Below are 25,726 nucleotides of genomic sequence, written 5' to 3'. Positions count from 1 at the left end.
GCCCTGGTTCCTGTCATGAATACGCGCGGCGCCGCGCGACGAGCACCATGGCGTCGTCGCGGCGGCGGATGAAGTCGCGCATCAGCACCGCGGCGACGATGGCCGGGACGCGCGCGAACAGGCCCGGATAGGCGGCCAGGTCCCACTGGGTCTGCAGGCCGTCCGAATGCAGGACGCACAGCGCGCCGGCCGGGAACGCGACGTCGAACTCGCGCACGGTGCGCATATTGTGGCCGACGATGCCGTTGTGCGTCACCAGCGTGCGCCGCTGCTGGCCGTCGACCACGGTGCCGCTGACGTTGCCGATGCCGGCGAAGCGCAGGTTTCCCGTCGCATGGTCGATGCGCGCCACCGAGACCGCCGCGCCGCGCGTGATGCGCAGCAGGTCGTGGGCGGCCTGCAGCACGTCGGCCGGTGCGGCCGCCGGGCGCCGCTCCAGCGCCTCGATGGCGCCGGCCGCCGCCTTGGCCGCGTCCGGGCCGTGCCCGAGGCCGTCGACGCCGAGCAGTGCGGCACCGCCGCCGTCGCAGGCCACCGCCCAGCCATCGCCGCTGGCGTCCTCGCCGGCCAGCGGCACGCACAGCGCGCCCAGCTCGATGGCGCACGGGTCGGGCGCCGCCTGCCCGCTCCAGATCCGCATGAAGAACACGGCCCCCTTGTCGCGCATGCTCCAGACGTCGAACTCGTCGGCCTGGCGGCGCAGCGCGCCCAGGCCGGTGCCGGCGGTGCCGGCCGTCGAGATGCCGTCCTGCAGGCTGAACGCCAGGTCGGCGATGCCGGGCCCGGCGTCGACCGCCAGCACGTCCACGCCGGCCATCGCGGCGCCCGACTGGGTGCGCATGATGTACAGCACGCCTTCGCCGGCGTGCTTGAGGATGTTGGTGCCCGCTTCCGTGATCACGATCGCCAGGCGGCCGGCCTTGACGTCGTCGAAGCCGAGCGCGTCGGCCAGCTTCTGGCCGACGCGGCGGGCGGCCGAGACGTCGCTGGCGTGGTGGATCGGGAAGACGTGTTGCGGGGCGAGGGAGTGAATCAGCGTTTCCATTTGATGACTGCCACCGCCGTGCCTTCGCCCGGACGGGAATCGATGTCGAACTCGTCGACCAGGCGCTTGGAGCCGGACAGGCCCAGGCCCAGGCCGCCGCCGGTCGTGTAGCCGTCGCGCAGCGCCAGCTCCAGGTCGGGGATGCCGGGACCGTCGTCGACGAAGACCAGGCCGACGCCCTGCTTGAAGCCGTCGACGAGGGCGTCGAGGTGCACCTCGCCGCCGCCGCCGTACTTGATCGTGTTGCGCGCCAGTTCGCTCGCCGCGGTCACCAGCTTGGTCTGGTCGACCAGCGACAGCGCGATGCCGACCGCGCGCTCGCGCACGTGGCGGCGCAGCGCCACCACGTCCTCGTCGGAGCGCAAGGGCAAGGTCGTGCGGCCCGTGCGCAGCTCGCCGCGGAAGGCCAGCAAGCGGGTATCGAAGGCAACCGCGTGGTTCAGAGCGGCGCTCATCAGAAGTTAGTCTTTCCCAGCAGGGCCATGCCTTTCTCGACGTTCAGGGCCGTCTTCACGCCGTGCAGCGTCAGGCCCAGTTCCACCAGCGTGATCGCCACGGCCGGCTGCATGCCGACGACCACCGTCTCGGCGTCGAGCACGCGCGCCATCGCGGCGGTGTTGCTGATCATGCGGCCGATGAAGGAGTCGACCAGGTCGAGCGCCGAGATGTCGATCAGGACGCCCTTGGCGCGGTCGCGCACGATCCGTTCGGTGAGGTCGTCCTGCAGCGTCATCGCGAGGCGGTCGTGCATGTCGACCTGGATCGTCACGAGCAGCAAATTGCCCATGCGCAGGATGGGGATGCGTTCCATGTGCGGTCCTTATGCCTTCGCGTGCGGCTTGACGATGGCGGTGCCGGTGCGCTCGAGCGCGACGACGAAGGCGTCGGCCAGCGTCGCCTTGGTCATCACGTCCTCCAGGTTCACGCCCAGGTGGACGATGGTCTGGGCGATCTGCGGGCGGATGCCGCTGATGATGCAGTCGGCGCCCATCAGGCGCGCCGCGGCGATCGTCTTCATCAGGTGCTGGGCGACCAGCGTGTCGACGGTGGGCACGCCGGTGATGTCGATGATGGCGATCGCGGCGCCGGTATCGACGATCTTCTGCAGGATGTTTTCCATGACCACCTGGGTGCGCGCCGAATCCAGCGTGCCGATCAGCGGCAGCGCCAGGATGCCGTCCCACAGCTTGACGACCGGGGTCGACAGCTCCAGCAGCTCCTGCTGCTGGCGCACGATGATCTGGTCGCGGGTGCGCTGGAACGATTCGATGGTGTACAGGCCCAGCTTGTCGAGCAGCGTGTTGATGGTCCAGGACGCGTCGGCCAGCGCTTCGGCGTCGCCGGCGAAACCCGCGCGCAGGCGCGCGAACAACGGCTGCTTGAGCGAGAACACGAAGGTGGCGGTCTCGCTCGGGGTGGAGCCGCCCTTGGCGCGCGCCGACGAGATCTCGCTCAGCAGGTCGCGCACTTCGTCCCAGGCGCGGTGTTCGATGTTCTGCAGTTCGCCGCTGCGGGTGGCGTTGGTGAAGGCGGCCAGGAATTGCTGGCAATGGTTGCGCAATTGCTCGCGCGAGACAACGTTCGTCCGCACCGTCAGCGCTTCGAGCTGTGCCACCCAATCCCCGCCGATCTCGGCCTGGTGATCCTGGATGAGCTGGCTGATGCGGGTCGCGTGGTCCTGAATGGTCATCTGTCGGTCCTTAGTCTGGTGGGAGCCCTGCCCTTGTCATGTGCATACGTCGGGCATTCTGCTAAATGGCCAACTATACCATTCATTGACATTGCAACTGGTCACAATTGCGAAGCGTCCTCGTATTTATTTTGCATTGTTCCGACGTTTCGTGACAAATCAGCGAAACAGATAATGCAAGGAAAGTTTCGTTGTCAGAAGGATTTCCGGGCTGCCGATTTTACGTATTTGCCGCCGCGCCATGAAAAAAACCGCCAGGCTCACGCACTGGCGGTTTTCTCGGCGACTAGTTGGCAGGATTACTGCGCTGCGCCCTCGACCGGATCGGCTGCCTTCATCGACAGCTTCAGGCGGCCGCGCTCGTCGGTCTCGAGGACCTTCACGCGCACTTGCTGGCCTTCCTTCAGGTAGTCGGCCACGGCGTTGACGCGCTCGTTGGCGATCTGCGAGATGTGCAGCAGGCCGTCCTTGCCCGGCATCACTTGCACGATGGCGCCGAAGTCCAGCAGCTTCAGCACGGTGCCGTCGTAGGTCTTGCCCACTTCGACCGAGGCGGTCAGCTCTTCGATGCGGCGCTTGGCTTCCTGGCCGGCGGCGGCGTCGACCGAGGCGATGGTCACGATGCCTTCGTCGGTGATGTCGATCTGCGTGCCGGTCTCTTCGGTCAGCGCGCGGATGACGGCGCCGCCCTTGCCGATCACGTCACGGATCTTTTCCGGGTTGATCTTGATGGTGATCAGGCGCGGTGCGAAGTCCGACAGTTCGGTCTTCACGGTCGGCACGGCCTTCTGCATCTCGACCAGGATGTGCTGGCGCGCTTCCTTGGCCTGGGCCAGCGCCACCTGCATGATTTCCTTGGTGATGCCCTGGATCTTGATGTCCATCTGCAGCGCGGTGATGCCCGCGGTGGTGCCGGCGACCTTGAAGTCCATGTCGCCCAGGTGGTCTTCGTCGCCCAGGATGTCGGTCAGGACGGCGAACTTACCGCCTTCCTTGATCAGGCCCATGGCGATGCCGGCGACGTGCGCCTTCATCGGCACGCCGGCGTCCATCAGCGCCAGGCAGCCGCCGCAGACGGAAGCCATCGACGAGGAGCCGTTCGACTCGGTGATTTCCGAGACCAGGCGCACCGAGTAGCTGAACTCTTCCGGCGACGGCAGCGCGGCGACCAGCGCGCGCTTGGCCAGGCGGCCGTGGCCGATTTCACGGCGCTTCGGGGTGCCCACGCGACCGGTTTCGCCGGTGGCGAACGGAGGCATGTTGTAGTGCATCATGAAGTCGTCGGTGTACTCGCCCATCAGCGCGTCGATCTTCTGGCTGTCGCGGCCGGTGCCCAGCGTGGCGATCACGAGCGCCTGGGTTTCGCCGCGGGTGAACAGCGCCGAACCGTGGGTACGCGGCAGCACGCTGGTGCGGATCGAGATCGGACGCACGGTGCGGGTGTCGCGGCCGTCGATGCGCGGCTCGCCTTCCAGGATCTGCGATCGCACGACCTTGGCTTCCATGTCGAACAGGATGTTGCCGACTTCGACGGCGTCCACGCCTTCGCCCAGCTCGGCCAGCACTTGCGCGCTGATGTCCTTCAGCTTCTGGCTGCGGGCCTGCTTGTCGCGGATCTGGTAGGCTTCGCGGATCTTGCCTTCGGCGGTCGCCGTCACGCGGGCGATCAGTTCTTCGTTCTTCGGCGCCGGCGCCCATTCGACTTCCGGCTTGCCGCCTTCTTCGACCAGCGCGTGGATCGCGTCGATCACGGCCTTCATCTGCTCGTGGCCGTAGACGACCGCGCCCAGCATGACTTCTTCGGACAGCTGCTGCGCTTCGGATTCGACCATCAGCACGGCGTGCTCGGTACCGGCGACGACCAGGTCCATCTGCGAGGTCTTGAGCTGGGTGGTGGTCGGGTTCAGGATGTACTGGCCGTTGGCGTAGCCGACGCGGGCGGCGCCGATCGGACCGTTGAACGGGATGCCGGCCACGCACAGGGCGGCCGAGGCGCCGATCATCGACGGGATGTCCGGATCGATTTCAGGATTGACCGACAGGACGTGGATAATGACCTGGACTTCGTTCAGGTAGCCTTCCGGGAACAGCGGGCGGATCGGACGGTCGATCAGGCGCGACGTCAGGGTCTCCTTCTCCGACGGACGGCCTTCGCGCTTGAAGAAGCCGCCCGGGATCTTGCCGGCGGCATAGCTCTTCTCGATGTAGTCGACGGTCAGCGGGAAGAAGTCCTGGCCCGGCTTGGCGTCCTTCTTGGCGACCACGGTCGCCAGCACGACGGTGTCTTCCACCGACACGACGACGGCGCCGCTGGCCTGGCGCGCGATCTCGCCGGTCTCCAGGGTGACGGTGTGATCGCCGTACTGGAAGGTTTTCGTAACTTTGTTAAACATGGGTAATCCCTTTCTATTTGCCGACAGATTTTCAGGCGCTGTCGTTCACCTCACCACAGTTCGTTCGACGCCGCGTTGGCGCGACGTTTTTTTCTAGTCAGTTGGGGTCAGAGCACAAGCGTGAAACCGTGCTCTGACCCCAAGTGCTGGAAATGAAAAATGCCCGCGGCAGTCGAGCTGACGCAGGCATTTCTCGATCAAGCTCGTGGCTCGATGCGCAACGATTACTTACGCAGGCCCAGCTTGGCGATCAGGTCGCGGTAACGGTTCAGATCCTTGTTCTTCAGGTAGGCCAGCAGGCTCTTGCGACGGTTGACCATCATGATCAGGCCGCGGCGCGAGTGGTGGTCCTTCTTGTGCTCCTTGAAGTGACCGTTCAGTTCGTTGATGCGTGCGGTCAGCAGTGCAACTTGGACTTCCGGCGAACCGGTGTCTTTTTCGCCACGTGCGTTGTCCGCGATGATCGCGGCTTTGTTGATGTGTTCTACGGACATGATATTACCTTTCACATGCGGTGCAAGAGTCGGAACCCAGCGCACCGTGAGTTGTTAAAAAACCTGGCCCGGAGGCCAAGACCCGGAAGTATAGGTCAAAACGCGTCGGGGAGCCAGCGTTTCCGCCGCATCCGCTAGAATTCATGGGTTGGCGATGCCGTATTGGCATGCCTAAAGGACTTTACCGATGAGCAAACTGATCAAGAATACAACAACTATCGCCGCCAGCCTGGCATTCGCCCTGACGCTCTCCGCCTGTTCCACCTTTTCCAAGGCGCCGCCGGCCGGCGCGCCGCTGGACGCCGTGACGGCCAAGCTGGGCAAGCCGAACGCCGTCTATCCGGACCCGAACGGCGGCCAGGTGCTCGAATACCGCGGCCAGCCGATGGGCCAGGTCCAGCACATGGCGCGCATCGGCGCCGACGGCCGCCTGATTTCCTACGAGCAGGTGCTGACCAACGAGAACTTCGCCAGGCTCGGCACCAAGCGCTGGACCAAGGACGACGTGCTGCGCACCTTCGGCCGCCCTGCGGACATCTCGCCGGCGCGCGCCACCGGTCCGTTCCCGGACGATGCGGAAGTCTGGTCCTACCGCTACAAGGACGACGGCGTGTGGAACGCGATGATGAGCGTGTACTTCAATGCCGGCGGCGTCGTGCTGCACACCGCCAAGACCCCGGACCCGATCCTCGACGATCGCTACAAAGGCTTCTGACACAACCCGGCCGCGCACGGAGATTTCATGACCCACCCACTCAAGAGAACGACGTTCGCGGCCTGTGCCGCCCTATCCTTGTTCGCGGCGCTGTCCCTGTCCGCCTGCTCGGTATTCCGCCAGCCGCCGCCGGCCGGCGCCCCGCTGGCGGCGGTCACCGAGGCGCTGGGCCAGCCGGCCGCCGTCTATCCCGAGCCGGACGGCGGCCGCATCCTCGAATACCGCGGCCAGCCGATGGGCCAGTTCCAGCACATGGCCCGCATCGGCCCGGACGGCCGCCTCGTCTCCTACGAACAGGTGCTCACCAGCGAAAACTTCGCCAAGGTGAAAATAGACCAGTGGACCAGGGACGACATCCTGCGCCACTTCGGCCACCCGGCCGAGACCTCGCACGTGGCCTACAAGGACTACGAAGTCTGGTCCTACCGCTACAAGGAAGCGGGCGTCTGGAATTCGCTGATGCACGTGCACTTCGACCGGCAGGGCGTCGTGCGGCAGATGCTCAACGGGCCGGATCCGATGTACGACGACCGGTTCAGGTTTCGCTGAGGGCACTGACGCGGCTTACGGCGCCTGCCTTGCGCCATCCGCCTGCTGCTCCGTGCCGCGCACGGACGCATCGAGCGCATCGAGCGTCGGTGCCAGCCGCTTGAGCGTCGCCGACAACGATGCGACCAGCGTCGCGTGGTCGACGCCGCCATCATGAACTTCCCGCACCGGCACGCCGGCCTGGCGCAAGGCCGCCGCCGGGTGGCCGGTGTTGCGCGCCGGGTCGCCGGTATCGTCGTGCTTCGCGGCGACCGGCAGCGCCGGCGGCGGACGGCGGAATAGGAGGCATGAAAGGCATGCGGGAACGGATCGCCCAGGTACAGCGCCCGCCCAAGACCACTGCCGCGCGCTATGGTTCGGTTGCGCGCCGCGACCGGCCTCAAGCCACGAGAGCCTCGCTTTTGTAGCATGGATTCCGGTCACCTGCCGAACAGCCCGGAGAACCTGATGAAACGCATGCGTCATGCCTTGCCGCCCCAACCGTTCCTGCTCCTGATGCTGCTCCTGATGCTGGCCCTGCTGCTTCCCCTGTCGCCGCCGGCGCTTGCAGCGGACGATTACCCGACCAACAAAGGAGAACTGATCGGACCGCACAAGCGGCTTGGCACCGATGCCGGTGGTTTCACGCTTAAAGGAAACACGGATACCACGCCGCACTGCGCGGGTAAGAACTCGGTCCTGTCCGTCATCGCCAGGACGTCCGAAAAAACCATCGTGCGCTTTGTGTCGGCCAAGGCGCCGGGGTCGGCTTTCGAGGCATGCGCCGCCCTAGACAAGCATGTCACCGAGAACGCCGCCTATGAAATAAAGAACGCGGACTTCGACACGCTGGCCCTGAAGGACACCGGCGTGGCGTTTGGCGCCCTGATCGTACCGTTCAAGTTTCGCATGGGGGACGACAAGAAGATTTCCAGCTCGACCACCATCGCCCCCTACATCGGCGTGCGCTGGTACCGGCTGCAGGGGTTTGGCGTAGAGTTCATGCCGGTCGTGTCGGCGGGACTGGCACTCGTCCCCGTGACCGATCAGACTACGCGCAATACTGAGACGAAGGCTGCGTTTTCGCTGGCCACCGGCATTACCCTGAGCAGCCGCACCAACACCGACTTCAGCGCGGGCTTGCTGGTCGGAAAGGACTTTCTGAGCAAGAGCGATCGACAGGCTGATCCCAGCGTGAACAAGCTCTGGATTTCGATCTGGCTCGGCGTATCGCGCTGAGGACGACAGGCGTCGCCCACGCACTACAGCATCAGCGCCGCTCGCTCGGGTCGAGCGTCTCCTCGTCGGTCTGGATGATGCTGACCGGCTTGCCCTTGGCCAGGCGCCACAGGAATACGCCGTAGCCCGACAGGCCGTACAGCACGAACAGCGGCCACAGCACCTTGGGCGGGTCGATCGCCAGCAGCGCCAGCAGGAGCGCGATCAGGAACACGACGATGAACGGCACCGACTTGCGGAAATTGACGTCCTTGAAGCTGTAGAACGGCACGTTGGTCACCATGGTGATGCCGGCGAACAGCGCGATGCACCACGAGATCCAGTCGACGCTGCGCGCGCTGACGTTGATGTCCGGGTCCGTCATCATCATCACGAAGCCGACCACGAGCGCCGCCGCGGCCGGGCTCGGCAAGCCCTGGAAGTAGCGCTTGTCGACGACTTCGATGTTCGTGTTGAAGCGGGCCAGGCGCAGGGCGGCGCCGGCGCAGTAGACGAAGGCGGCGATCCAGCCCAGCTTGCCCAGGCCGCGCAGCGACCATTCGTAGATGACGAGCGCCGGCGCGGCGCCGAAGGACACCATGTCGGACAGGCTATCGTACTGGGCGCCGAACTCGGACTGGGTATTCGTCAGGCGCGCCACGCGGCCGTCCAGGCTGTCGAGCACCATGGCGATGAACACGGCCCAGCAGGCATGGTCGAAGCGCTGGTTCATCGCCATCACGATGGCGTAGAAGCCGCCGAACAGCGCGGCCGTCGTGAAGGCGTTCGGGAGCAGGTAGATGCCCCGGCGCGGGCGGGCCGACACCACGTCGGTCTTGCGCGTGCGGGCGAAGCGGGCGAATCGGGGCGCCTTGACGGCACCGGGCTTTCTGCGACGGGGAAGCGTGGGCATGGTTGTTGTTCTTTGCACTGAGGTAACAATGCGCCAGGGGCGCGGACCACGCCATTATAGTGGCCCGCCCCTGTGTTAGCGAACCGTCACGCCTAGCGGAACCGGACCTTGCCGACCAGGCGCATCGACAGCGTCGTCTCGCCCGGCTCGAAGCTCGGCTCCGGCATGGCGCCGGCGTCGGCGCGCGCGGCGCGCATCATCATCGCCGGGGCTGCCTGCGGCGCCGCTTCGCCGGCGTAGTTGCCGCTGCCTTCGAAGTCGACCGTGTCGATCACGGCATCGTTCACGCCGCGGCCCATCGCTTTCGCGATCGAGGCGATGCGCTCGTTCAGGTTGGCGTAGGTGGCGGCGATGCGCTCGTCGTCCAGGCGCTTCTGCAGTTCCTTGCTCAGGTGGTAGTCGACCCCGTTCAGGTTCAGCACCTTCTGGGCCGCCGCCGCGACCTTCGGCAGGTTCTGCAGGTTGCGCGTCGTGACTTCCAGGTACTGGCCGACGCGCCAGCCGATCGGCACGCGGCGCGCGGCCTGGTTTGCCAGCGGACGCGGGCCGTCCGGCACTTCCGGGTAGACCGGATAGGTGTAGTAGCCGACGGTCTTCAGTTGCGCCTGCGGGTCGCCGCTTTTCACGATGTCGGTGCCCTGCTTCATCTTCTGGTTGACCCGCGCAGTGGCGGCGGCGCGGTCCTTGTCCTGCTCCTCGACGGCGAACGTGACGGTCGCCTCGTCGTTGGCGTGCCGGACCTCGCCGAAGGCCGGCACCACGACCAGGGTGCCGGCGGTCAGCGCGGGACGGAGCGCGGATGCGGGCGCGGACGCAGGCGCGGCGGTGCTCTGGGCATGCGCGTTCAGGGCCAGCCCCAGGGCGGACAGCAGGATCAGTTTCTTGAAGGGCATCGTGTTCTCTCCTTATTGTGTTTCTGCGGCAAGGGCCGCGGCAGGAGAACGATAACCGGTTTTGGCATGCGGACGGGGGTCTGTAATGAAGAGTTGCAAACGGTTGCAATTGGCTGCATTTCGGCAACGCCAAAAACCGTCGTCCCTGCGCAGGCAGGGACGACGGTCTATCAGCAAACTAGGCTATTTAGTTCTTCGACTGATCCACCAGCTTGTTCTTCGCAATCCACGGCATCATCGCGCGCAGCTTCTCGCCCACCTGCTCGATCTGGTGCTCGCTGGTCAGGCGGCGGCGCGAGATCAGGGTCGGGGCGCCGGCCTTGTTCTCGAGGATGAAGCTCTTCGCGTACTCGCCCGTCTGGATGTCGGTCAGGCACTGCTTCATCGCCTTCTTGGTGTCCTCGGTCACGATGCGCGGGCCGGTGACGTATTCGCCGTATTCCGCGTTGTTCGAGATCGAGTAGTTCATGTTGGCGATGCCGCCTTCGTAGATCAGGTCGACGATCAGTTTCAGTTCGTGCAGGCATTCGAAATAGGCCATTTCCGGGGCGTAGCCCGCTTCCACCAGGGTCTCGAAGCCGGCCTTGATCAGTTCGACGGTGCCGCCGCACAGCACGGCTTGCTCGCCGAACAGGTCGGTCTCGGTCTCTTCGCGGAAATTGGTTTCGATGATGCCGGCCTTGCCGCCGCCGTTGGCCATGGCGTAGGACAGGGCGATGTCGCGCGCGGCGCCCGACTTGTCCTGGTAGACGGCGACCAGGTGCGGCACGCCGCCGCCCTGGCGGTAGGTGCCGCGCACGGTATGGCCCGGGGCCTTCGGCGCGACCATGATGACGTCGAGGTCGGCGCGCGGCACGACCTGGCCGTAGTGGACGTTGAAGCCGTGGGCGAACGCGAGCGCGGCGCCCTGCTTGATGTTCGGCTCGACATTGTTCTTGTAGACCTCGGCGATGTTCTCGTCCGGCAGCAGGATCATGACGACGTCGGCGTTCTTGACCGCCTCGTCGACCTCGGCGACCTTCAGGCCGGCCTGCTCGACCTTGTGCCAGGAGGCGCCGCCGCGGCGCAGGCCGACGGTGACGTTGCAGCCGGATTCGGTCAGGTTCTGGGCGTGGGCGTGGCCTTGCGATCCGTAGCCGATGATGGCGACGTTCTTGTTCTTGATGAGGGAGAGGTCGCAGTCTTTATCGTAGAAAACTTTCATTTTGTATCCTGTATTGGTAAGCGTTATTTTTTATGTCGGTGCGGGCGCCGGGATGCCGGCGTTACGCGTGGACGGCAGAGCCGTCCACCCTACGGTCTGTATCGATGTTCACACCTTGAGGATGCGTTCGCCGCGGCCGATGCCGGAGCCGCCCGTGCGCACGGTCTCGAGGATCGAGGCGCGGTCGATGGCGTCGATGAAGGCGTCCAGCTTCGATTTCGCACCGGTCAGCTCGATCGTGTAGGTCTTTTCGGTCACGTCGATGATGCGGCCGCGGAAGATGTCGGCGGTGCGCTTCATTTCCTCGCGCTCCTTGCCGACCGCCCTCACCTTGATCAGCATGAGCTCGCGCTCGATGTGCTGGCCTTCGGTCAGGTCGACCACCTTCACCACCTCGATCAGGCGGTTCAGGTGCTTGGTGATCTGCTCGATGATGTCGTCCGAGCCGCTCGTGACGATCGTCATGCGCGACAGCGTCGCGTCTTCGGTCGGCGCCACGGTCAGCGTCTCGATGTTGTAGCCGCGGGCCGAGAACAGGCCGACCACGCGCGACAGGGCGCCGGCTTCGTTTTCCAGCAGGACGGAGATGATGTGTCGCATTACAGGTCCTCCGCGCCGAGCAGCATTTCGCTGAGACCCTTGCCGGTCTTGACCATCGGCCAGACGTTCTCGCTGCGGTCCGTGATGAAGTTCATGAAGACGAGGCGGTCCTTCATCGCGAAGGCTTCGCGCAGCGATCCCTCCACGTCGCCCGGCTTCTCGATGCGCATACCGACGTGGCCGTAGGCCTCGGCGAGCTTCTCGAAGTCCGGCAGCGAATCCATGTAGGACTCGGAATAGCGCGAGTTGTAGTCGAGCTCCTGCCACTGGCGCACCATGCCCAGGAAGCGGTTGTTCAGCAGGATGATCTTCGGCGTCAGGTGGTACTGCTTGCAGGTGGCGAGTTCCTGGATGTTCATCTGGATCGAGCCCTCGCCCGTCACGCAGGCGACGGTCGCGCCGGGGTTAGCCATCTGCACGCCCATCGCGTACGGCAGGCCCACGCCCATCGTGCCCAGGCCGCCCGAATTGATCCAGCGGCGCGGCTTGTTGAACGGGTAGTACTGGGCCGCCCACATCTGGTGCTGGCCCACGTCCGAGGTGACGAAGGCGTCGCCGCCCGTCACCTGCCACAGCGTCTCGATGACGGACTGCGGCTTGATGACCTCGTCGGACGTCGGGTACTTCAGGCATTCGCGGCCGCGCCAGTCGCCGATCTGGCGCCACCAGTCCTGCACGGCCGGGTTCGGGCGCGCCTCGCTGGCGTCTAGCTGCGACAGCAGTTCGACCAGCACGTCCTTGACGTTGCCGACGATCGGGATGTCGACCTTGACGCGCTTGGAAATCGACGAGGGGTCGATATCGATGTGGATGATCTTGCGCGGATTGCTGGCGAAGTGCTTCGGGTTGCCGATCACGCGGTCGTCGAAGCGGGCGCCGATGGCGATCAGGACGTCGCAGTGCTGCATCGCCATGTTCGCTTCATAGGTGCCGTGCATGCCCGGCATGCCGACGAAGTGGCCGCTCGAGGCGCGGTAGGCGCCCAGGCCCATCAGCGTGTTGGTGACGGGGAAGCCGAGCTTGTCGACCAGGCGGTTCAGTTCGTCCGAGGCATTGGCCAGGATCACGCCGCCGCCCGTGTAGATCATGGGACGCTCGGCCGACAGCAGCAATTGCACGGCCTTGCGGATCTGGCCCGCATGGCCCTTGTCGACGGGGCGGTAGGAGCGCATCTCGATTTCCTTCGGATACGCATAATTCGCCTTCTGCATGCTGACATCCTTCGGGATGTCGACCAGCACGGGGCCGGGACGGCCGGTGCGGGCGATATAGAAGGCCTTCTTGACGGTCTCGGCCAGGTCGCGCACGTCCTTGACGAGGAAGTTGTGCTTGACCACCGGGCGGGTGATGCCGACCGTGTCGCATTCCTGGAAGGCGTCCTGGCCGATCGCATGCGTCGGCACCTGGCCGGAAATGACCACCATCGGGATCGAATCCATGTAGGCGGTGGACAGGCCGGTAACGGCATTGGTCACGCCCGGGCCGGACGTGACGAGGGCCACGCCCACTTCGTTCGAGCTGCGCGAATACGCGTCGGCCGCGTGCACGGCTGCCTGCTCGTGGCGTACCAGGATGTGCTGGAATTTGTCCTGCTTGAAGATGGCGTCGTAGATATAAAGGACGGCGCCGCCGGGGTAGCCGAAGACATGTTTCACGCCCTCTTCCGCCAGACAACGGACCAGTATCTCGGCGCCCGTGATGGGAGCTGATGCGTCGTTCATGATACGTTCCTTTCAAGACCCAATAGGGAGATTGATCGGATGCTCGTTCCTGGCGAGATACGTGTCACGCAACAGTGCTCATGCTTCCCTTCTTTCTGCGGTCACGGCGATCCTTCGGCCCCCGTAGGGTGGCGTACGAACCGTCGCTGGACGCAACTCGTTTGGCGTGAGTACCTGCAGCGGAATGCGGATCCCTCGCGCTTGTGGCACGGGTTGGAGCAAACTGCCTACATTGTGAAAGCTTGTCACGCCGGGACGGGCCTTGTGTGCCGGTCGGGGATGACCATGGGCTTCGGGTTGCAAAGCGTTCCATACCTTACTGCGTTGCACCATTCTGGTCAAGACAAAAAATTATTTTCATATTTGGTGCAACGCCCCTGCACAGCAATAAAATTGCGGCGTGGCAGCTCAGGGGATCCCATTGCGGCAGAATTCGCCAAAACCGGGCCGTTCTTCCAACCGCGCCAGCCAGGCGTCGACGGCCGGATAAGCCTCCCGTTTCATCGGCGTCATCAGCCAGCGGTTGGCCGACAGGCCCAGCACCACGTCGGCCAGCGAGAAGCTGGCCCCGGCGACGAAGGCCCCCGTATGGTCGAGCTGGCGCGCGAGGATGCCCATGTGGCGGTTCCAGCCGGCGCAGCTGGCGGCGACCTGGGCCGTGTCGCGATGGGCGTCGCTGCCGCGCACGAGGGCCATGAAGGCGTAGCGCCAGGCGTTGTTCAGCTCGGTCGCCTGCCAGTCCATCCATTGTTCGACGCGGGCGCGCGCCGCCGGATCGCGCGGCAGCAGGCTGTCCGGCTCGCCCGTGTCGTAGCGCGTGGCCAGGTAGCGGCAGATCGTGTTCGATTCCCACAGCGCCAGCTCGGCGGGGTTGCCGGGATTGCCGGGGTTGCTATCGACGAGTACGGGCACCATCGCATTCGGGTTCAGCGCCAGGAAGGCCGGATCCTGCAGGGGCCGGAAGCCGCTGCCCCAGTCATCGCGTTCGAAGGCGAGGCCCAGCTCGCGGCAGGTCCAGAGCACCTTGCGGACATTGATCGACGTGGCCTTGCCAAGAATACGCAACATTCTGCCTCCCGTGAAATGAATGGCACCATTGTAGAGCTGCCGGGGGCCCTGCGGGTTTCGCACACTATTGGTGCATCGACGGCTGCAACAATGTGGAAACGTTCGCCAGCTATAATCCTGCGGCTGCCCATGACGGCTGCGGTCCTTCCCGATTTTTGCTAGCATTCGAAAGTTTTCCGAAAAGCCACAGGCGACGCACCCGTGGCTCCAACATATCGCATGGCCACTGACAAAGAACTAAACGACTTCCTCGAGAGTGTCGAGCGGCGCGCCTTCAAGCAGGCGGCGTACGCGGTCCGCAAGGACGAGGCAGCGCTCGACATCGTTCAGGACGCCATGATCAAGCTGGCCGAGAAATACGGCGACAAGCCGCCAGCCGAACTGCCCGCGCTGTTCCAGCGCATCCTGCAGACGACGATCCTCGACTACTTCCGCCGCGAGAAGGTCAGGAACACCTGGGTCAGCCTCTTCGGCGGGCTGGGAAGGCGGGAAGACGACGACGAGGACTTTGATATACTCAACTCTTACGAGGCCGAGGAAAGCACGGCCGCCGCCGAGTCGAGCGCCGATCAGGTCGAACGCGCGCAAACCTTGCGCCTGATCGACGATGAAATACAAAAGCTCCCGGCACGTCAACGCGAGGCCTTCCTCATGCGTTACTGGCAGGATATGGATGTGGCCGAGACGGCCGAAGCAATGGGGTGCTCCGAGGGCAGCGTGAAAACGCATTGTTCTCGCGCTACGCATACTCTGGCAGCAGCCCTCGAGGCCAAGGGAATTAAATTATGAACAGCGACGACATCGACCTGGCGTACAAGATCCGCCATGCCTTGAACGAGAACCTCGACAACTTGCCGGCCTCGACCACCGAGCGCCTCGCCGCCGCGCGCGCGCAGGCGCTCGCGCGCAAGAAGGCCGAGGCGCCCGCGCGCCGCGACGAGCGGCGCGGCGGGTTCGATGTCCGCGCGCTGTTCGCCATGCCGATGCTGGGCCGCCTGGCCGTCGTCGCGCCTCTGGTGGCCATGGTCGCCGGCCTCGTGGGCGTCTACCAGGCCGAGCACGAGCAGCACGTCGGCGAGCTGGCCGAGCTGGACGCCGCCGTGATGTCGGACGAGCTGCCGCTGACGGCGTACACCGACTCCGGCTTCAAGGCCTACCTGGTACAACAGGAACAACAGCCGAAGCGAGCCCAGTAAAGGATGACGGCAAACAAGCGTAAGGTCGCCGGCTCCGTCGCCGTGATCGTTCTTGCCGGCGCGGCAGCGTTCGCCGTCGGGCGCTACGGCGGCTTCGCCTCCCCCTCCGCGGCCGACGGCACGGCGGCATCCGCCGCTGCCGACCCGTCCGGCCGCAGCCGCGAAGCATCGCGCAAGGAGCGCGACAAGCTGCCGTGGAGCGCCCTCACCCCGGCCCAGCAGGCCACCTTGCAGCCGCTGCAGGGCGAATGGAGCCGCATGGACGGCACGCGCCGCGCCAAGTGGGTGGAACTGGCCAGGCGCTTCGCGACCATGAAGCCGGAAGAGCGCCAGCGCGTCACCGAGCGCATGCGCGCCTGGGTCAGGCTGACGCCCGAACAGCGCGAACTGGCCCGCGAGACCTATATGAAGGCCCGCAAGATCACGCCGGACCAGAAGAACGCCACCTGGCAGAACTACCAGCAGCTGCCGGACGACCAGAAGCGCAAGCTGGCCGAGTCGAGCGCACGCAAGGCGGCGGAGGCCCAGCGCGACGCCAAGCCCGCGCCGCCGGTCGTCAAGGGCCTGACGTCGTGCCCGGTCGGCATGGTCAAGAACACCGTCTCGGCCACGCCGCCGTGCGTGACCGCGCCCGTGCCGCCGCCCGCGCCGCAGGTCCAGCCCGTCGTGCCGCTGCCCCCGCCACCGCCGGTGCAGGAAAAGCCCGTCCCGTCCAACTGGGGCATCACGCCGAACAACGCCTGAGCCAACAACGCCCGAGACACCATGACGCCCACCCCGAGCATCAAGCGCCGCCTGACCGCGATGGTCTACGAGACCTTCCTGCTGGCGGCGGTGGAGATGCTGGCGGTGGCGCTGTGGCTGGTCGTGACGGGCAACCGCCACGACCCCGTGTTCCAGCACGGCCTGAAGGCCTGGCTGTTCCTCGTCACGGGCGCCTATTTCGTGTATTCCTGGACCAATAGCGGCCATACGCTGGCCATGAAGACCTGGCGCCTGTGCGTGGTCACCGAGGGCGGCGCCCGGGTACCGCTGCGCACGGCCGTGCTGCGCTACCTGGCGGCCTGGGGCTGGTTCCTGCCCGCGCTCCTCGTGTGCTGGCTGGCGGGACTGCATGGCAAGGGAGAAATGGCTGCCGCGCTCGCCGTCGGCATCGCGGCCTGGAGCATGACGGCGCTGTTCGACAAGGACCGCCGCTTCCTGCACGACCGCCTGGCGGGCACGCGCATCGTGGCGATTCCGAAGGCGCGGGCGGCTGCGCGGGACGACGCGGCACCTGCTGCCAACGCCTCGTGACATGACACCGTCGCCCCGGCGCAGGCCGGGGCCCAATTCACAAGCATTCGACATGCCGGCAAACTTGGGCCCCGGCCTGCGCCGGGGCGACGTATCGGTACGCCTGCAATCAGAAGTGTTCGAATTCCTTGACGTAGCGCCACCGTCCCGCCGGCAGGCTGGACAGCGCCACCTTGCCGATGCGCAGGCGGCGCAGGGATTTCAAGGACAGGCCGGCGGCGGCGCACAGTTCTTCCAGCTGCCCCGGACGGATGCGCTTGCCGGCGAAGCGCAGGCGCGCCTCGCTCTGGCGGCTGGCCTTGATCGGCACGTTGGGGCGAATCGCGCCCTGCAGCAGGGCCAGCGCCTCGTCGGACACGTAGTCCGTCGTCTCGGCCACGAATTCCTGCTCGATGCGGTCGCCGTCCTCGACCAGCTTGCGCTGCACGCGCCAGTCCTGGGTGAACACGACGATGCCGCTGGCGGCCGCCTGCAGCGGCGCGACCGGCGCCAGTTTCACGAGGTGGCGGCGCAGGAAGCGCGCTGCGCCCTTTCCATCCGTCCCCTTCCCGTCCGCCGCCAGCGTCTGTTCCGACAGCAGCGCCAGCGCGCCGTCCATGTCGACGCCGGCCGGCTTGTGCAGCAGGATCGTCACGGGCAGCGGCTCGACGGGTTCGGCGCCCGGCAGCAGCGCCACGGCCTGCGCCGGCAACACGCGCGTGGCCGGATCTTCGACGATATTACCGTCGACCGTGACCCAGCCGCCGGCGATGTAGCGCTCGGCTTCGCCGCGCGAACAGGGCACGGTCTCGGCCACGCGCTTGGCCAGGCGGATTGCGTCCTCGGTCATCAGTTGCGCCAATCCTTGAAGAAGGCCTGGAACGCGGCGATCACCGTCCGCACGTCCGCGCTGCTTACGTCCAGGTGCGTCACGAGACGCGTGTGCGGGCCGATCGACGCGCGGATGCCCTGCTTCGCCAGCGCTTCGCGCAGCGGCTCGCACGCGGCTTCCGGGATCTCGACATAGAAGATGTTGGTCTGCGGCGTCGTCACCTTCAGCGGGGCGATCGCGCCCAGGCCCGCGGACAGGTCGGCCGCGTTGCGGTGGTCGTCCGCGAGGCGCTCGACGTTGTGCTCCAGCGCGTAGTGCGCGGCCGCGGCGATGACGCCGGCCTGGCGCATGCCGCCGCCCAGCATCTTGCGCAGGCGCTTGCCCTGCTCGATGAAGGACTTCGGTCCCAGCAGCACGGAGCCGACGGGCGCGCCCAGTCCCTTCGACAGGCACACGGACACGGTGTCGAAGCCGGCGACGGCCTCGCGCAGGCTGATGCCGTTCTTGACGGCCGCGTTGCAGATGCGCGCGCCGTCCAGGTGGGTGGCGAGACCCTTCGCGTGGGCGAAGTCGGTGGCGGCCTTCACGTAGTCCTGCGGCAGCACGCGGCCGCCGATGGTGTTTTCCAGCGCCAGCAGGCGCGAACGCGCGAAGTGCATGTCGTCCGGCTTGATGTAGGCGGCGATGTCGGCCACCGCGATGCTGCCGTCCGGCTGGTTGGCGATCGGCTGCGGCTGGATCGAACCCAGCACGGCGGCGCCGCCGCCCTCGTATTTGTACGTGTGCGCTTCCTGGCCGACCAGGTACTCGTCGCCGCGGGCGCAGTGGGCCATCAGCGCGATCAGGTTGGTTTGCGTGCCGCTCGGCGCGAACAGGCCCGCTTCGTAGCCGAACAGCTCGGCCGCGTAGTCCTGCAGGCGGTTGACGGTGGGGTCGTCGGCGTACACGTCGTCGCCGACCGGCGCGGCGGCCATCGCGGCGCGCATCGCGGCGGACGGTTGGGTGACGGTGTCGCTGCGCAGGTCGATCGGGTGTTGGTTGTCGCTCATGGGTCTCTTCAGTGAGGGGGCGCTTCAGTGAGGGGTCGCTTCGGCTTGCGCGACGCGCTGTCCAGTATAGAAGCGTTCCTTCAGCTCTTCCAGCCCGACTTCGGCCAGCACCTGCTGCAGGCGCTCGGCAGGACGGCGGCGCGGCAGGTTTTTATACGTCGCGACGATCAGCTCGTTCTTCATCGAGTGCTCCCAGCCGACCAGTTCCGTCACCGTCACCTGGTAGCCGTGCGCCTCCAGCTGCAGGCAGCGCAGCACGTTGGTGATCTGGCTGCCGAATTCGCGCGTGTGGATCGGGTGGCGCCAGATCTCGGTCAGCGCGCTGCGACCCAGGTCGCGGCCCTTGTTCTTGCGCAGCACGGACGCCACCTCGGCCTGGCAGCACGGCACCAGCACGATGTGCTTGGCCTTTTTCTTCAGCGCGAAATCGATGGCGTCGTCGGTCGCCGTGTTACAGGCATGCAGCGCGGTGACGACGTCGACGGTCGCCGGCAGCTTGTCGGACGCCGTCGATTCGGCCACCGACAAATTCAGGAAGGACATGCCGGGAAAGCCCAGGCGCTCGGCCAGCTCGGTCGACTTCTGCACGAGTTCCTCGCGCGTCTCGATGCCGTAGATGCGCGACCCGTCTTCGCGCCCCTTGAAGAACAAATCGTACAGGATGAAACCGAGATAGGACTTCCCGGCCCCGTGGTCGACGACCGACACGTCGGCATGGTCGGCCAGCACATCCTTCAGCAAGGGCTCGATGAACTGGACGAGGTGGTAGACCTGCTTGAGCTTGCGGCGGCTGTCCTGGTTCAACTTGCCGTCGCGCGTGAGGATGTGCAACTCCTTCAGGAGCTCGATCGACTGGTTCGGCTTGATCTCCGGCGCCAGTTCGTGGATCGTCGGGGCCGGCTTGGCGGCAGGCCTGGCGCCTGCCTTGGCAGCGTGTTTCATGGGCGGACTCCGGCGATGGCGCCGGCCTTAATGGTTCTCGGCGGCGTGGTTGATCGTGTATTTCGGGATCTCGACGACGAGGTCTTCGTCGGCGATGATGGCCTGGCAGGACAGGCGCGAGTTCGGCTCCAGGCCCCAGGCCTTGTCGAGCATGTCCTCTTCCTTTTCTTCCTGCTCGTTCAGCGAGTCGAAGCCTTCGCGCACGACCACGTGGCAGGTCGTGCAGGCGCACACGCGGTCGCAGGCGTGTTCGATCTCGATGTCGTTCTCGAGCAGCGTGTCGCAGATCGACTTGCCGGCCTGGCCTTCGAGGACGGCGCCTTCGGGGCAGAAGACGGGATGGGGGAGGATGACGATTTGTGGCACTTCTTGACCTCGTTTGTAATGGTATCGTCGTCCCCGCGCAGGCGGGGATCCAATTTCAGCACGCGTTACCGCAATGCTTGCAAACCTGGGTCCCCGCCTGCGCGGGGACGACGTTGTTTTGCGGGGACGGCGTTATTTCGTGTTCGCGCTTACACCTGGTCCAGCGACTTGCCGGCCAATACCTTGCGCACGCTCTTGTCCATGCGCCGCGCGGCGAATTCCTCGGTGCCGTGGGCCAGCGCCTGCACGGCGTCGTGCAGCTTGTTCTGGCGCTCCTCGGTGCCCAGCGCCGCGTCGTTGGAACGGGCCAGCGCGTCGCGCACGCCCTGCTCCAGCGCGGCGACGGCCGCGCGTTCCTCGTCGGCGAGCAGGTCGGCGTCCGTCTCCAGCGCCGATGCCGTCGCCAGCAGGATGCGCTCGGCCTCGACCTGCTCCTCGCGCAGCGCGCGCGCGGCCATGTCGACCTGCGCGGCATTGTACGAATCCTGCAGCATGCGCGCCACTTCGTCGTCGCCCAGGCCGTACGAGGGCTTGACGGTGATCGACGCTTCCACGCCCGAGCGCGTCTCGCGCGCGGACACGGACAGCAGGCCGTCCGCATCGACCTGGTAGGTGACGCGGATGCGCGCCGCGCCGGCCGCCATCGGCGGAATGCCGCGCAGCTCGAAGCGGGCCAGCGAGCGGCAATCGGACACCAGCTCGCGCTCCCCTTGCACGACGTGCACGGCCAGCGCAGTCTGGCCATCCTTGAAGGTGGTGAATTCCTGGGCGCGCGCGCACGGGATCGTCGAGTTGCGCGGGATGATCTTCTCGACCAGGCCGCCCATCGTCTCGATGCCCAGGGACAGCGGGGTCACGTCCAGCAGCAGCCAGTCGTCGCCCGCGGCGCGGTTACCGGCCAGCAGGTTGGCCTGGATGGCGGCGCCCAGCGCGACGACCTTGTCCGGGTCGATGTTCGCGTGCGGGATCGTCTTGAAGTAGTCGCCGACGGCGCGGCGGATGTGCGGCATGCGGGTGGCGCCGCCGACCATGACGACGCCGTCGACGTCCTCGACCGACACGTTCGCATCGCGCATCGCCTTGCGCACCGCGTTCATCGTCTTGGCGACGAGCGGCTGGGTGATCTCGGCGAAGGTCGCGGCGGTGATCGTCACCTGCACCAGTTCGCCCGACTTCAGGATCGCCTCGACGGTCGTCTCTTCATTCGTCGACAGCAGCTCCTTGGCCTGGCGCGCCTTCACCATCAGCGTCGCCGTGTCGACGTCGGACAGCGGCGCCAGGTCGGACTGCTGGGTGATGTGGCAGAACAGGCGCTGGTCGAAGTCGTCGCCGCCCAGCGCGGAATCGCCGCCGGTGGACAACACTTCGAACACGCCCTTCGACAGCTTGAGGATCGAGATGTCGAAGGTGCCGCCGCCCAGGTCGTAGACGGCATACACGCCTTCCTTGCCGTGGTCCAGGCCGTAGGCGATGGCGGCGGCGGTCGGCTCGGACAGCAGGCGCAGCACGTTCAGGCCGGCCAGCTGGGCGGCATCCTTGGTCGCCTGGCGCTGGGCGTCGTCGAAGTAGGCAGGCACGGTGATCACGGCGCCGACCAGGTCGTCGCCCAGCGCATCCTCGGCGCGCTGGCGCAGCGTGGCCAGGATCTGGGCCGAGGTCTCGACCGGGCTCTTGATGCCGGCGACCGTCTTCACCTGGACCATGCCGGGCGCGTCCACAAAATCGTACGGCAGGTTCTCGGCGTGCGCGATGTCCTTCAGGCCGCGGCCCATGAAGCGCTTGACGGAAACGATGGTGTTCTTCGGGTCCGTGGTCTGGAACGCCTGCGCCTTGTGGCCGATATTGGCGTTGCCGTTCGGGAGGTAGCGCACGATCGACGGCAGCAGCGCGCGGCCATCCTCGTCGCTGAGGACTTCCGGGATACTGGAGCGGACGGTCGCGACGAGCGAATTGGTGGTGCCCAGGTCGATGCCCACCGCCAGCCGGTGCTGGTGCGGCGCGGTCGACATGCCGGGTTCGGAGATCTGCAGTAGTGCCATGGTCGTGTTACCTGGTGTTGTTCTTTTTTCGGCCGGATACCCGGCAACTCGTATGCTGGATGAACGCGTGGACGGGAAACCCGTCCACCCTACGGTAAGGTGGAGGGCTCTGCCGTCCACGCGTTCAACCTGCGCCTGTCAACCTTCCAGCGCCTCGAAGGCGTAGTGCAGCTCGTCCCCGAACTTGTCGAGGAACATCAGCGCACGCACGCCCTGCGCCGCCTGCTGGTAGTCGCCGGCGTCGAGCAGCTTGCCGACCTGGGCCAGCCGGCTCTTCTTTTCGCTGCGCACCTGGGCGTCGAGTTCGTCCAGGGCGGCGGCATCCTTGGCCGCGCGCGCGTCGGCGAGGGCCTCGCGCAATTCCATCTGCTGCATCAGGAAGTCCATCGGCATGGCCGTGTTGGACTCGACCTGCAGGTCGACGCCGTTCAGCTCGCACAGGTACTGGGCGCGCTTCTGGGGATTGCGCAGGGTCTGGTAGGCCTCGTTGGCGCGCGTGGCCCACTGCATGGCGACACGCTTCTCGGCGTCGCTGGCGTTCACGAAGCGGTCCGGATGGACGCGGCCCTGCACTTCGCGGTAGGCGCTGTCGAGCGCGTGCTGGTCGACGTCGAAGCGGGCCGGGAGCTGGAACAGGTCGAAGTGGTTCTGCATCGGACTAGATACGGAAGCTTTCGCCGCAGCCGCAATTGTCCTTGACGTTCGGGTTGTTGAAGCGGAAGCCTTCGTTCAAGCCTTCGCGGGCGAAGTCGAGCTCCGTGCCGTCGATGTAGGCCAGGCTCTTCGGATCGACGAAGACCTTCACGCCATGCGATTCGAACACATTGTCCTCGGCGCTGGGCTCGTCGACGTATTCCAGCTTGTAGGCCATGCCGGAGCAACCCGTGGTGCGCACGCCGAAACGCAGGCCGACGCCCTTGCCCCGGCGTTCGAGGTAGCGGGTGATGTGACGGGCGGCTTTTTCGGTGAGGGTGATTGCCATGTGCTTATCTCCAACGTCGTTGCTTGTTGCTGCTCATGGTGGGCATGTCATGCCCACCCTACGGACGAGACATCGCCCGGATTGCATTCGTAGGGTGGGCACCATGTGCCCACCATGCCGTCACGCGGCCTTGACTTCGCTAGCGTGCTTGGTCTTGTAGTCGGCCACGGCCGCCTTGATCGCATCTTCCGCCAGGATCGAGCAGTGGATCTTCACCGGCGGCAGCGCCAGTTCTTCGGCGATCTGGGTGTTCTTGATCGCGAGCGCCTCGTCCAGGGTCTTGCCCTTGACCCATTCGGTCACCAGCGAGCTCGAGGCGATTGCCGAGCCGCAGCCGTAGGTCTTGAACTTCGCGTCTTCGATCAGGCCCTGGTCGTTGACCTTGATCTGCAGCTTCATCACGTCGCCGCATGCCGGCGCGCCGACCATGCCGGTGCCGACGTCGTCGGCGTTCTTGTCGAAGGCGCCCACGTTGCGCGGGTTTTCGTAGTGGTCCAGTACTTTGTCCGAGTAAGCCATTTGGTGCTCCTTGTTCCGTTCAGTGTTCGATGTTCAGCGTACCGCGTGCGGCGATCAGTGGGCGGCCCACTGGATCGTGTTCAGGTCGATGCCTTCCTTGTGCATGTCCCACAGCGGCGACAGTTCGCGCAGCTTGCCGACCTTGGACTTGAGCAGCTCGACGGCGAAGTCGATGTCTTCCTCGGTCGTGAAGCGGCCGATGGTGAAGCGGATCGAGCTGTGCGCCAGTTCGTCGCTGCGGCCCAGGGCGCGCAGCACGTACGACGGCTCCAGCGACGCCGAGGTGCAGGCCGAGCCCGACGACACGGCCAGGTCCTTGACGGCCATGATCAGCGATTCGCCTTCGACGAAGTTGAAGGACACGTTCAGGTTGTGTGGCACGCGGTGTTCCATGTCGCCGTTGATGTAGACCTCTTCGATCTCCAGCAGGCCCTTGGCCAGGCGGTCGCGCAGCGCCTTCACTTTCGCCAGTTCGGCGTCCATCTCTTCCTTGGCGATGCGGAAGGCTTCGCCCATGCCGGCGATCTGGTGGGTCGCCAGCGTGCCGGAACGCAGGCCGCGCTCGTGGCCGCCGCCGTGCATCTGCGCTTCCAGGCGGATGCGCGGCTTGCGGCGCACGTACAGGGCGCCGATGCCCTTCGGACCGTAGGTCTTGTGCGCGGTAAAGGTCATCAGGTCGACCTTCAGCTCTTCCAGGTTGATGTGGACCTTGCCGGTGGCTTGCGCCGCGTCGCAGTGGAAGATGACGCCCTTCTTGCGGCACAGTTCGCCGATTTCCGCGATCGGCTGGATCACGCCGATCTCGTTGTTCACGAACATGACGGAGACCAGGATCGTGTCCGGGCGGATCGCCGCTTCCAGCTGCTCGATCGACACCAGGCCATTGTCCTGCGGCTCGAGGTAGGTCGCCTCGAAGCCCTGGCGTTCCAGTTCGCGCACGGTGTCCAGCACGGCCTTGTGCTCGGTCTTCACCGTGATGATGTGCTTGCCCTTCGTCTTGTAGAAGTGCGCGGCGCCCTTCAGCGCCAGGTTGTTCGATTCGGTCGCGCCCGAGGTCCAGATGATCTCGCGCGGATCGGCGCCCACCAGGGCGGCGACGTGGCCGCGCGCTTCCTCGACGGCCGCTTCGGCGCTCCAGCCGTAGGCGTGGCTGCGCGAGGCCGGATTGCCGAACTGCTCGCGCAGGAACGGAATCATCTTGTCCGCGACACGCGGATCGATCGGCGTGGTGGCCGAGTAGTCCATGTAGATCGGGAAATGCGGCGCAGTCGCGAAGCTCTGCTCGATTTTTTTGTCCAGGGGCGCGTTCATGTGTTCACTCCATCGATGTACTGCTTGGTTTTGTCAGACGGCGGCGTGGCGGTGCATCACCACGACGTTCTGTTCTTTCTGTTTCTGCTGATCGACCAGGTCCTGCAGGGTGACGGAATCGAGGAAATCGACCATCTTCGCGTTCAGCGTGGCCCACAGCTCGTGGGTCATGCAGCGCGTGCCGGCCGCCGCGTCGGCGCCATGGCAATTTTCCTTGCCGCCGCACTGGGTGGCATCGATCGGCTCGTCGACGGCGATGATGATGTCGGCGACGGTCACCTTGTCGGCGGTACGCGCCAGGCTGTAGCCGCCGCCCGGGCCGCGCACCGATTCCACGATCTCGTGGCGGCGCAGCTTGCCGAACAGTTGCTCCAGATAGGACAGCGAAATGGCCTGGCGCTGGCTGATGCCCGACAGCGTGACCGGACCGTTGCCCTCGCGGAGCGCCAGATCGATCATCGCAGTAACAGCAAAACGGCCTTTGGTGGTCAGACGCATCACAACCCCGGTTGGTGTACAAACAGTGTTAAAATCTTGCCTCTCTTCAACCGACCCAGCCACGCCCACCTCTACGGCGTCGCGTAAAACCTGATTAGTTGATCGAATTAGTCAAGTATAGCGCAAATCGAAATCCTTTGCTTGGCACCCCCAGAAAGTCCGCCAGCACTATTTCCTCACCGCCCTTTCCAAAAACCGGGCTCTGACCCCGGCTCTGACCCCGGTTTGCGGTTTG

30 protein-coding genes are annotated in these 25,726 nt (G+C 65.7%); 7 read left to right on the top strand and 23 right to left on the bottom strand.

What is annotated here, in order from left to right; translation table 11 throughout:
• Positions 1–13: 13 nt before the first annotated feature.
• The 6 genes from QPK32_RS15215 to rpsO all read right to left on the bottom strand — a co-directional run bounded on the left by QPK32_RS15215 (position 14) and on the right by rpsO (position 5,622).
• Entirely contained in the window at positions 14–1,045 is a 1,032-nt protein-coding gene (locus QPK32_RS15215; protein WP_290413634.1) for a SpoIIE family protein phosphatase, read from the bottom strand.
• Positions 1,033–1,500, bottom strand: a complete 468-nt coding sequence (locus QPK32_RS15210) for an anti-sigma regulatory factor (RefSeq protein ID WP_290413633.1) — start codon at positions 1,498–1,500, stop codon at positions 1,033–1,035. Before QPK32_RS15210 ends, QPK32_RS15215 begins: the two co-directional genes overlap by 13 nt.
• On the bottom strand, positions 1,500–1,856 hold the full coding sequence (locus QPK32_RS15205; protein WP_290413632.1) for an STAS domain-containing protein: 357 nt from the start codon (positions 1,854–1,856) through the stop codon (positions 1,500–1,502). The genes QPK32_RS15210 and QPK32_RS15205 overlap by 1 nt, the downstream gene beginning before the upstream one ends.
• A gap of 9 nt (positions 1,857–1,865) precedes the next feature.
• Positions 1,866–2,735, bottom strand: coding sequence for an STAS domain-containing protein (locus QPK32_RS15200; RefSeq protein WP_290413631.1), 870 nt, complete (start codon positions 2,733–2,735; stop codon positions 1,866–1,868).
• Positions 2,736–3,034: 299 nt separating this feature from the next.
• Positions 3,035–5,128 (bottom strand): polyribonucleotide nucleotidyltransferase, encoded by a 2,094-nt coding sequence (pnp, locus tag QPK32_RS15195; RefSeq protein ID WP_290413630.1) that lies wholly within the window; start codon positions 5,126–5,128, stop codon positions 3,035–3,037.
• 224 nt (positions 5,129–5,352) lie between these two features.
• Positions 5,353–5,622: a 30S ribosomal protein S15 gene (gene rpsO, locus QPK32_RS15190; protein ID WP_290413629.1), complete on the bottom strand. Its 270-nt coding sequence runs from the start codon at positions 5,620–5,622 to the stop codon at positions 5,353–5,355.
• 187 nt (positions 5,623–5,809) lie between these two features.
• Here rpsO and QPK32_RS15185 point away from each other — a divergent pair, with 187 nt between their 5' ends.
• Both QPK32_RS15185 and QPK32_RS15180 read left to right on the top strand, forming a co-directional pair.
• Positions 5,810–6,337, top strand: a complete 528-nt coding sequence (locus QPK32_RS15185; protein ID WP_290413628.1) for a hypothetical protein — start codon at positions 5,810–5,812, stop codon at positions 6,335–6,337.
• A 27-nt stretch (positions 6,338–6,364) separates the two neighbouring features.
• A complete protein-coding gene (locus QPK32_RS15180; protein WP_290413627.1) occupies positions 6,365–6,886 on the top strand; it encodes a hypothetical protein in 522 nt (173 codons plus the stop codon).
• A 15-nt stretch (positions 6,887–6,901) separates the two neighbouring features.
• Here the strand turns inward: QPK32_RS15180 and QPK32_RS15175 are convergent, their stop codons facing one another.
• Entirely contained in the window at positions 6,902–7,054 is a 153-nt protein-coding gene (locus QPK32_RS15175) for a hypothetical protein (RefSeq protein WP_290413626.1), read from the bottom strand.
• Between the two features lie 279 nt (positions 7,055–7,333).
• On the opposite strand from QPK32_RS15175, the gene QPK32_RS15170 reads away from it, so the two are divergent.
• On the top strand, positions 7,334–8,104 hold the full coding sequence (locus QPK32_RS15170) for a hypothetical protein (RefSeq protein ID WP_290413625.1): 771 nt from the start codon (positions 7,334–7,336) through the stop codon (positions 8,102–8,104).
• 31 nt (positions 8,105–8,135) lie between these two features.
• On the opposite strand, the gene pssA is transcribed toward QPK32_RS15170, so the two are convergent.
• The 6 genes from pssA to QPK32_RS15140 all read right to left on the bottom strand — a co-directional run bounded on the left by pssA (position 8,136) and on the right by QPK32_RS15140 (position 14,482).
• Positions 8,136–8,996 carry a CDP-diacylglycerol--serine O-phosphatidyltransferase gene (gene pssA, locus QPK32_RS15165; protein ID WP_290413624.1) on the bottom strand — a complete coding sequence of 287 codons (861 nt, stop codon included), beginning with the start codon at positions 8,994–8,996 and terminating at the stop codon, positions 8,136–8,138.
• A gap of 92 nt (positions 8,997–9,088) precedes the next feature.
• On the bottom strand, positions 9,089–9,889 hold the full coding sequence (locus QPK32_RS15160; RefSeq protein WP_290413623.1) for an SIMPL domain-containing protein: 801 nt from the start codon (positions 9,887–9,889) through the stop codon (positions 9,089–9,091).
• A gap of 187 nt (positions 9,890–10,076) precedes the next feature.
• Entirely contained in the window at positions 10,077–11,093 is a 1,017-nt protein-coding gene (gene ilvC / locus QPK32_RS15155; protein WP_290413622.1) for a ketol-acid reductoisomerase, read from the bottom strand.
• A gap of 108 nt (positions 11,094–11,201) precedes the next feature.
• Complete coding sequence (gene ilvN, locus QPK32_RS15150) at positions 11,202–11,693, bottom strand: acetolactate synthase small subunit (RefSeq protein ID WP_027867685.1); 492 nt, start codon at positions 11,691–11,693, stop codon at positions 11,202–11,204.
• The gene (locus tag QPK32_RS15145) at positions 11,693–13,414 is read right to left on the bottom strand and encodes an acetolactate synthase 3 catalytic subunit (protein WP_290413621.1); all 1,722 of its coding nucleotides are present in this window, start codon (positions 13,412–13,414) and stop codon (positions 11,693–11,695) included. The genes ilvN and QPK32_RS15145 overlap by 1 nt, the downstream gene beginning before the upstream one ends.
• 408 nt (positions 13,415–13,822) lie before the next feature.
• Positions 13,823–14,482: a glutathione S-transferase family protein gene (locus QPK32_RS15140; RefSeq protein WP_290413620.1), complete on the bottom strand. Its 660-nt coding sequence runs from the start codon at positions 14,480–14,482 to the stop codon at positions 13,823–13,825.
• 219 nt (positions 14,483–14,701) lie between these two features.
• Between QPK32_RS15140 and QPK32_RS15135 the strand changes: the two genes are divergently transcribed.
• From QPK32_RS15135 to QPK32_RS15120, 4 genes are read left to right on the top strand one after another with little or no spacing between them, the layout of a single operon-like run.
• Positions 14,702–15,271: an RNA polymerase sigma factor gene (locus tag QPK32_RS15135; RefSeq protein WP_290413619.1), complete on the top strand. Its 570-nt coding sequence runs from the start codon at positions 14,702–14,704 to the stop codon at positions 15,269–15,271.
• Positions 15,268–15,678 (top strand): DUF3619 family protein, encoded by a 411-nt coding sequence (locus QPK32_RS15130; RefSeq protein WP_290413618.1) that lies wholly within the window; start codon positions 15,268–15,270, stop codon positions 15,676–15,678. Before QPK32_RS15135 ends, QPK32_RS15130 begins: the two co-directional genes overlap by 4 nt.
• A gap of 3 nt (positions 15,679–15,681) precedes the next feature.
• Positions 15,682–16,422 carry a DUF3106 domain-containing protein gene (locus QPK32_RS15125; protein WP_290413617.1) on the top strand — a complete coding sequence of 247 codons (741 nt, stop codon included), beginning with the start codon at positions 15,682–15,684 and terminating at the stop codon, positions 16,420–16,422.
• A 21-nt stretch (positions 16,423–16,443) separates the two neighbouring features.
• Positions 16,444–16,974 (top strand): RDD family protein, encoded by a 531-nt coding sequence (locus QPK32_RS15120; RefSeq protein ID WP_290413616.1) that lies wholly within the window; start codon positions 16,444–16,446, stop codon positions 16,972–16,974.
• Positions 16,975–17,083: 109 nt separating this feature from the next.
• On the opposite strand, the gene QPK32_RS15115 is transcribed toward QPK32_RS15120, so the two are convergent.
• The 10 genes from QPK32_RS15115 to iscR all read right to left on the bottom strand — a co-directional run bounded on the left by QPK32_RS15115 (position 17,084) and on the right by iscR (position 25,491).
• A complete protein-coding gene (locus tag QPK32_RS15115) occupies positions 17,084–17,803 on the bottom strand; it encodes an RNA pseudouridine synthase (RefSeq protein ID WP_290413615.1) in 720 nt (239 codons plus the stop codon).
• Positions 17,803–18,834 carry a low-specificity L-threonine aldolase gene (gene ltaE / locus QPK32_RS15110; RefSeq protein WP_290413614.1) on the bottom strand — a complete coding sequence of 344 codons (1,032 nt, stop codon included), beginning with the start codon at positions 18,832–18,834 and terminating at the stop codon, positions 17,803–17,805. The genes QPK32_RS15115 and ltaE overlap by 1 nt, the downstream gene beginning before the upstream one ends.
• 24 nt (positions 18,835–18,858) lie before the next feature.
• Positions 18,859–19,776, bottom strand: coding sequence for an SAM-dependent methyltransferase (locus QPK32_RS15105; RefSeq protein WP_290413613.1), 918 nt, complete (start codon positions 19,774–19,776; stop codon positions 18,859–18,861).
• A 27-nt stretch (positions 19,777–19,803) separates the two neighbouring features.
• Positions 19,804–20,142, bottom strand: coding sequence for an ISC system 2Fe-2S type ferredoxin (fdx, locus tag QPK32_RS15100; protein WP_290413612.1), 339 nt, complete (start codon positions 20,140–20,142; stop codon positions 19,804–19,806).
• Between the two features lie 149 nt (positions 20,143–20,291).
• Complete coding sequence (hscA, locus tag QPK32_RS15095) at positions 20,292–22,181, bottom strand: Fe-S protein assembly chaperone HscA (RefSeq protein WP_290413611.1); 1,890 nt, start codon at positions 22,179–22,181, stop codon at positions 20,292–20,294.
• Positions 22,182–22,319: 138 nt separating this feature from the next.
• Positions 22,320–22,835, bottom strand: a complete 516-nt coding sequence (gene hscB, locus QPK32_RS15090; RefSeq protein ID WP_290413610.1) for a Fe-S protein assembly co-chaperone HscB — start codon at positions 22,833–22,835, stop codon at positions 22,320–22,322.
• Positions 22,836–22,839: 4 nt separating this feature from the next.
• Positions 22,840–23,163 carry an iron-sulfur cluster assembly protein IscA gene (gene iscA, locus QPK32_RS15085; RefSeq protein WP_290413609.1) on the bottom strand — a complete coding sequence of 108 codons (324 nt, stop codon included), beginning with the start codon at positions 23,161–23,163 and terminating at the stop codon, positions 22,840–22,842.
• A gap of 120 nt (positions 23,164–23,283) precedes the next feature.
• Complete coding sequence (gene iscU, locus QPK32_RS15080; RefSeq protein WP_290413608.1) at positions 23,284–23,682, bottom strand: Fe-S cluster assembly scaffold IscU; 399 nt, start codon at positions 23,680–23,682, stop codon at positions 23,284–23,286.
• Positions 23,683–23,736: 54 nt separating this feature from the next.
• On the bottom strand, positions 23,737–24,993 hold the full coding sequence (locus tag QPK32_RS15075; protein ID WP_290413607.1) for an IscS subfamily cysteine desulfurase: 1,257 nt from the start codon (positions 24,991–24,993) through the stop codon (positions 23,737–23,739).
• Between the two features lie 33 nt (positions 24,994–25,026).
• Positions 25,027–25,491, bottom strand: a complete 465-nt coding sequence (iscR, locus tag QPK32_RS15070; RefSeq protein ID WP_290413606.1) for a Fe-S cluster assembly transcriptional regulator IscR — start codon at positions 25,489–25,491, stop codon at positions 25,027–25,029.
• Between the last annotated feature and the right edge of the window lie 235 nt (positions 25,492–25,726).

It is taken from the genome of Massilia sp. YIM B02763 (assembly GCF_030412015.1).
In the GTDB taxonomy this organism is placed as follows: domain Bacteria; phylum Pseudomonadota; class Gammaproteobacteria; order Burkholderiales; family Burkholderiaceae_D; genus Telluria.
This window is presented reverse-complemented; position numbering and strand designations above follow the sequence as displayed.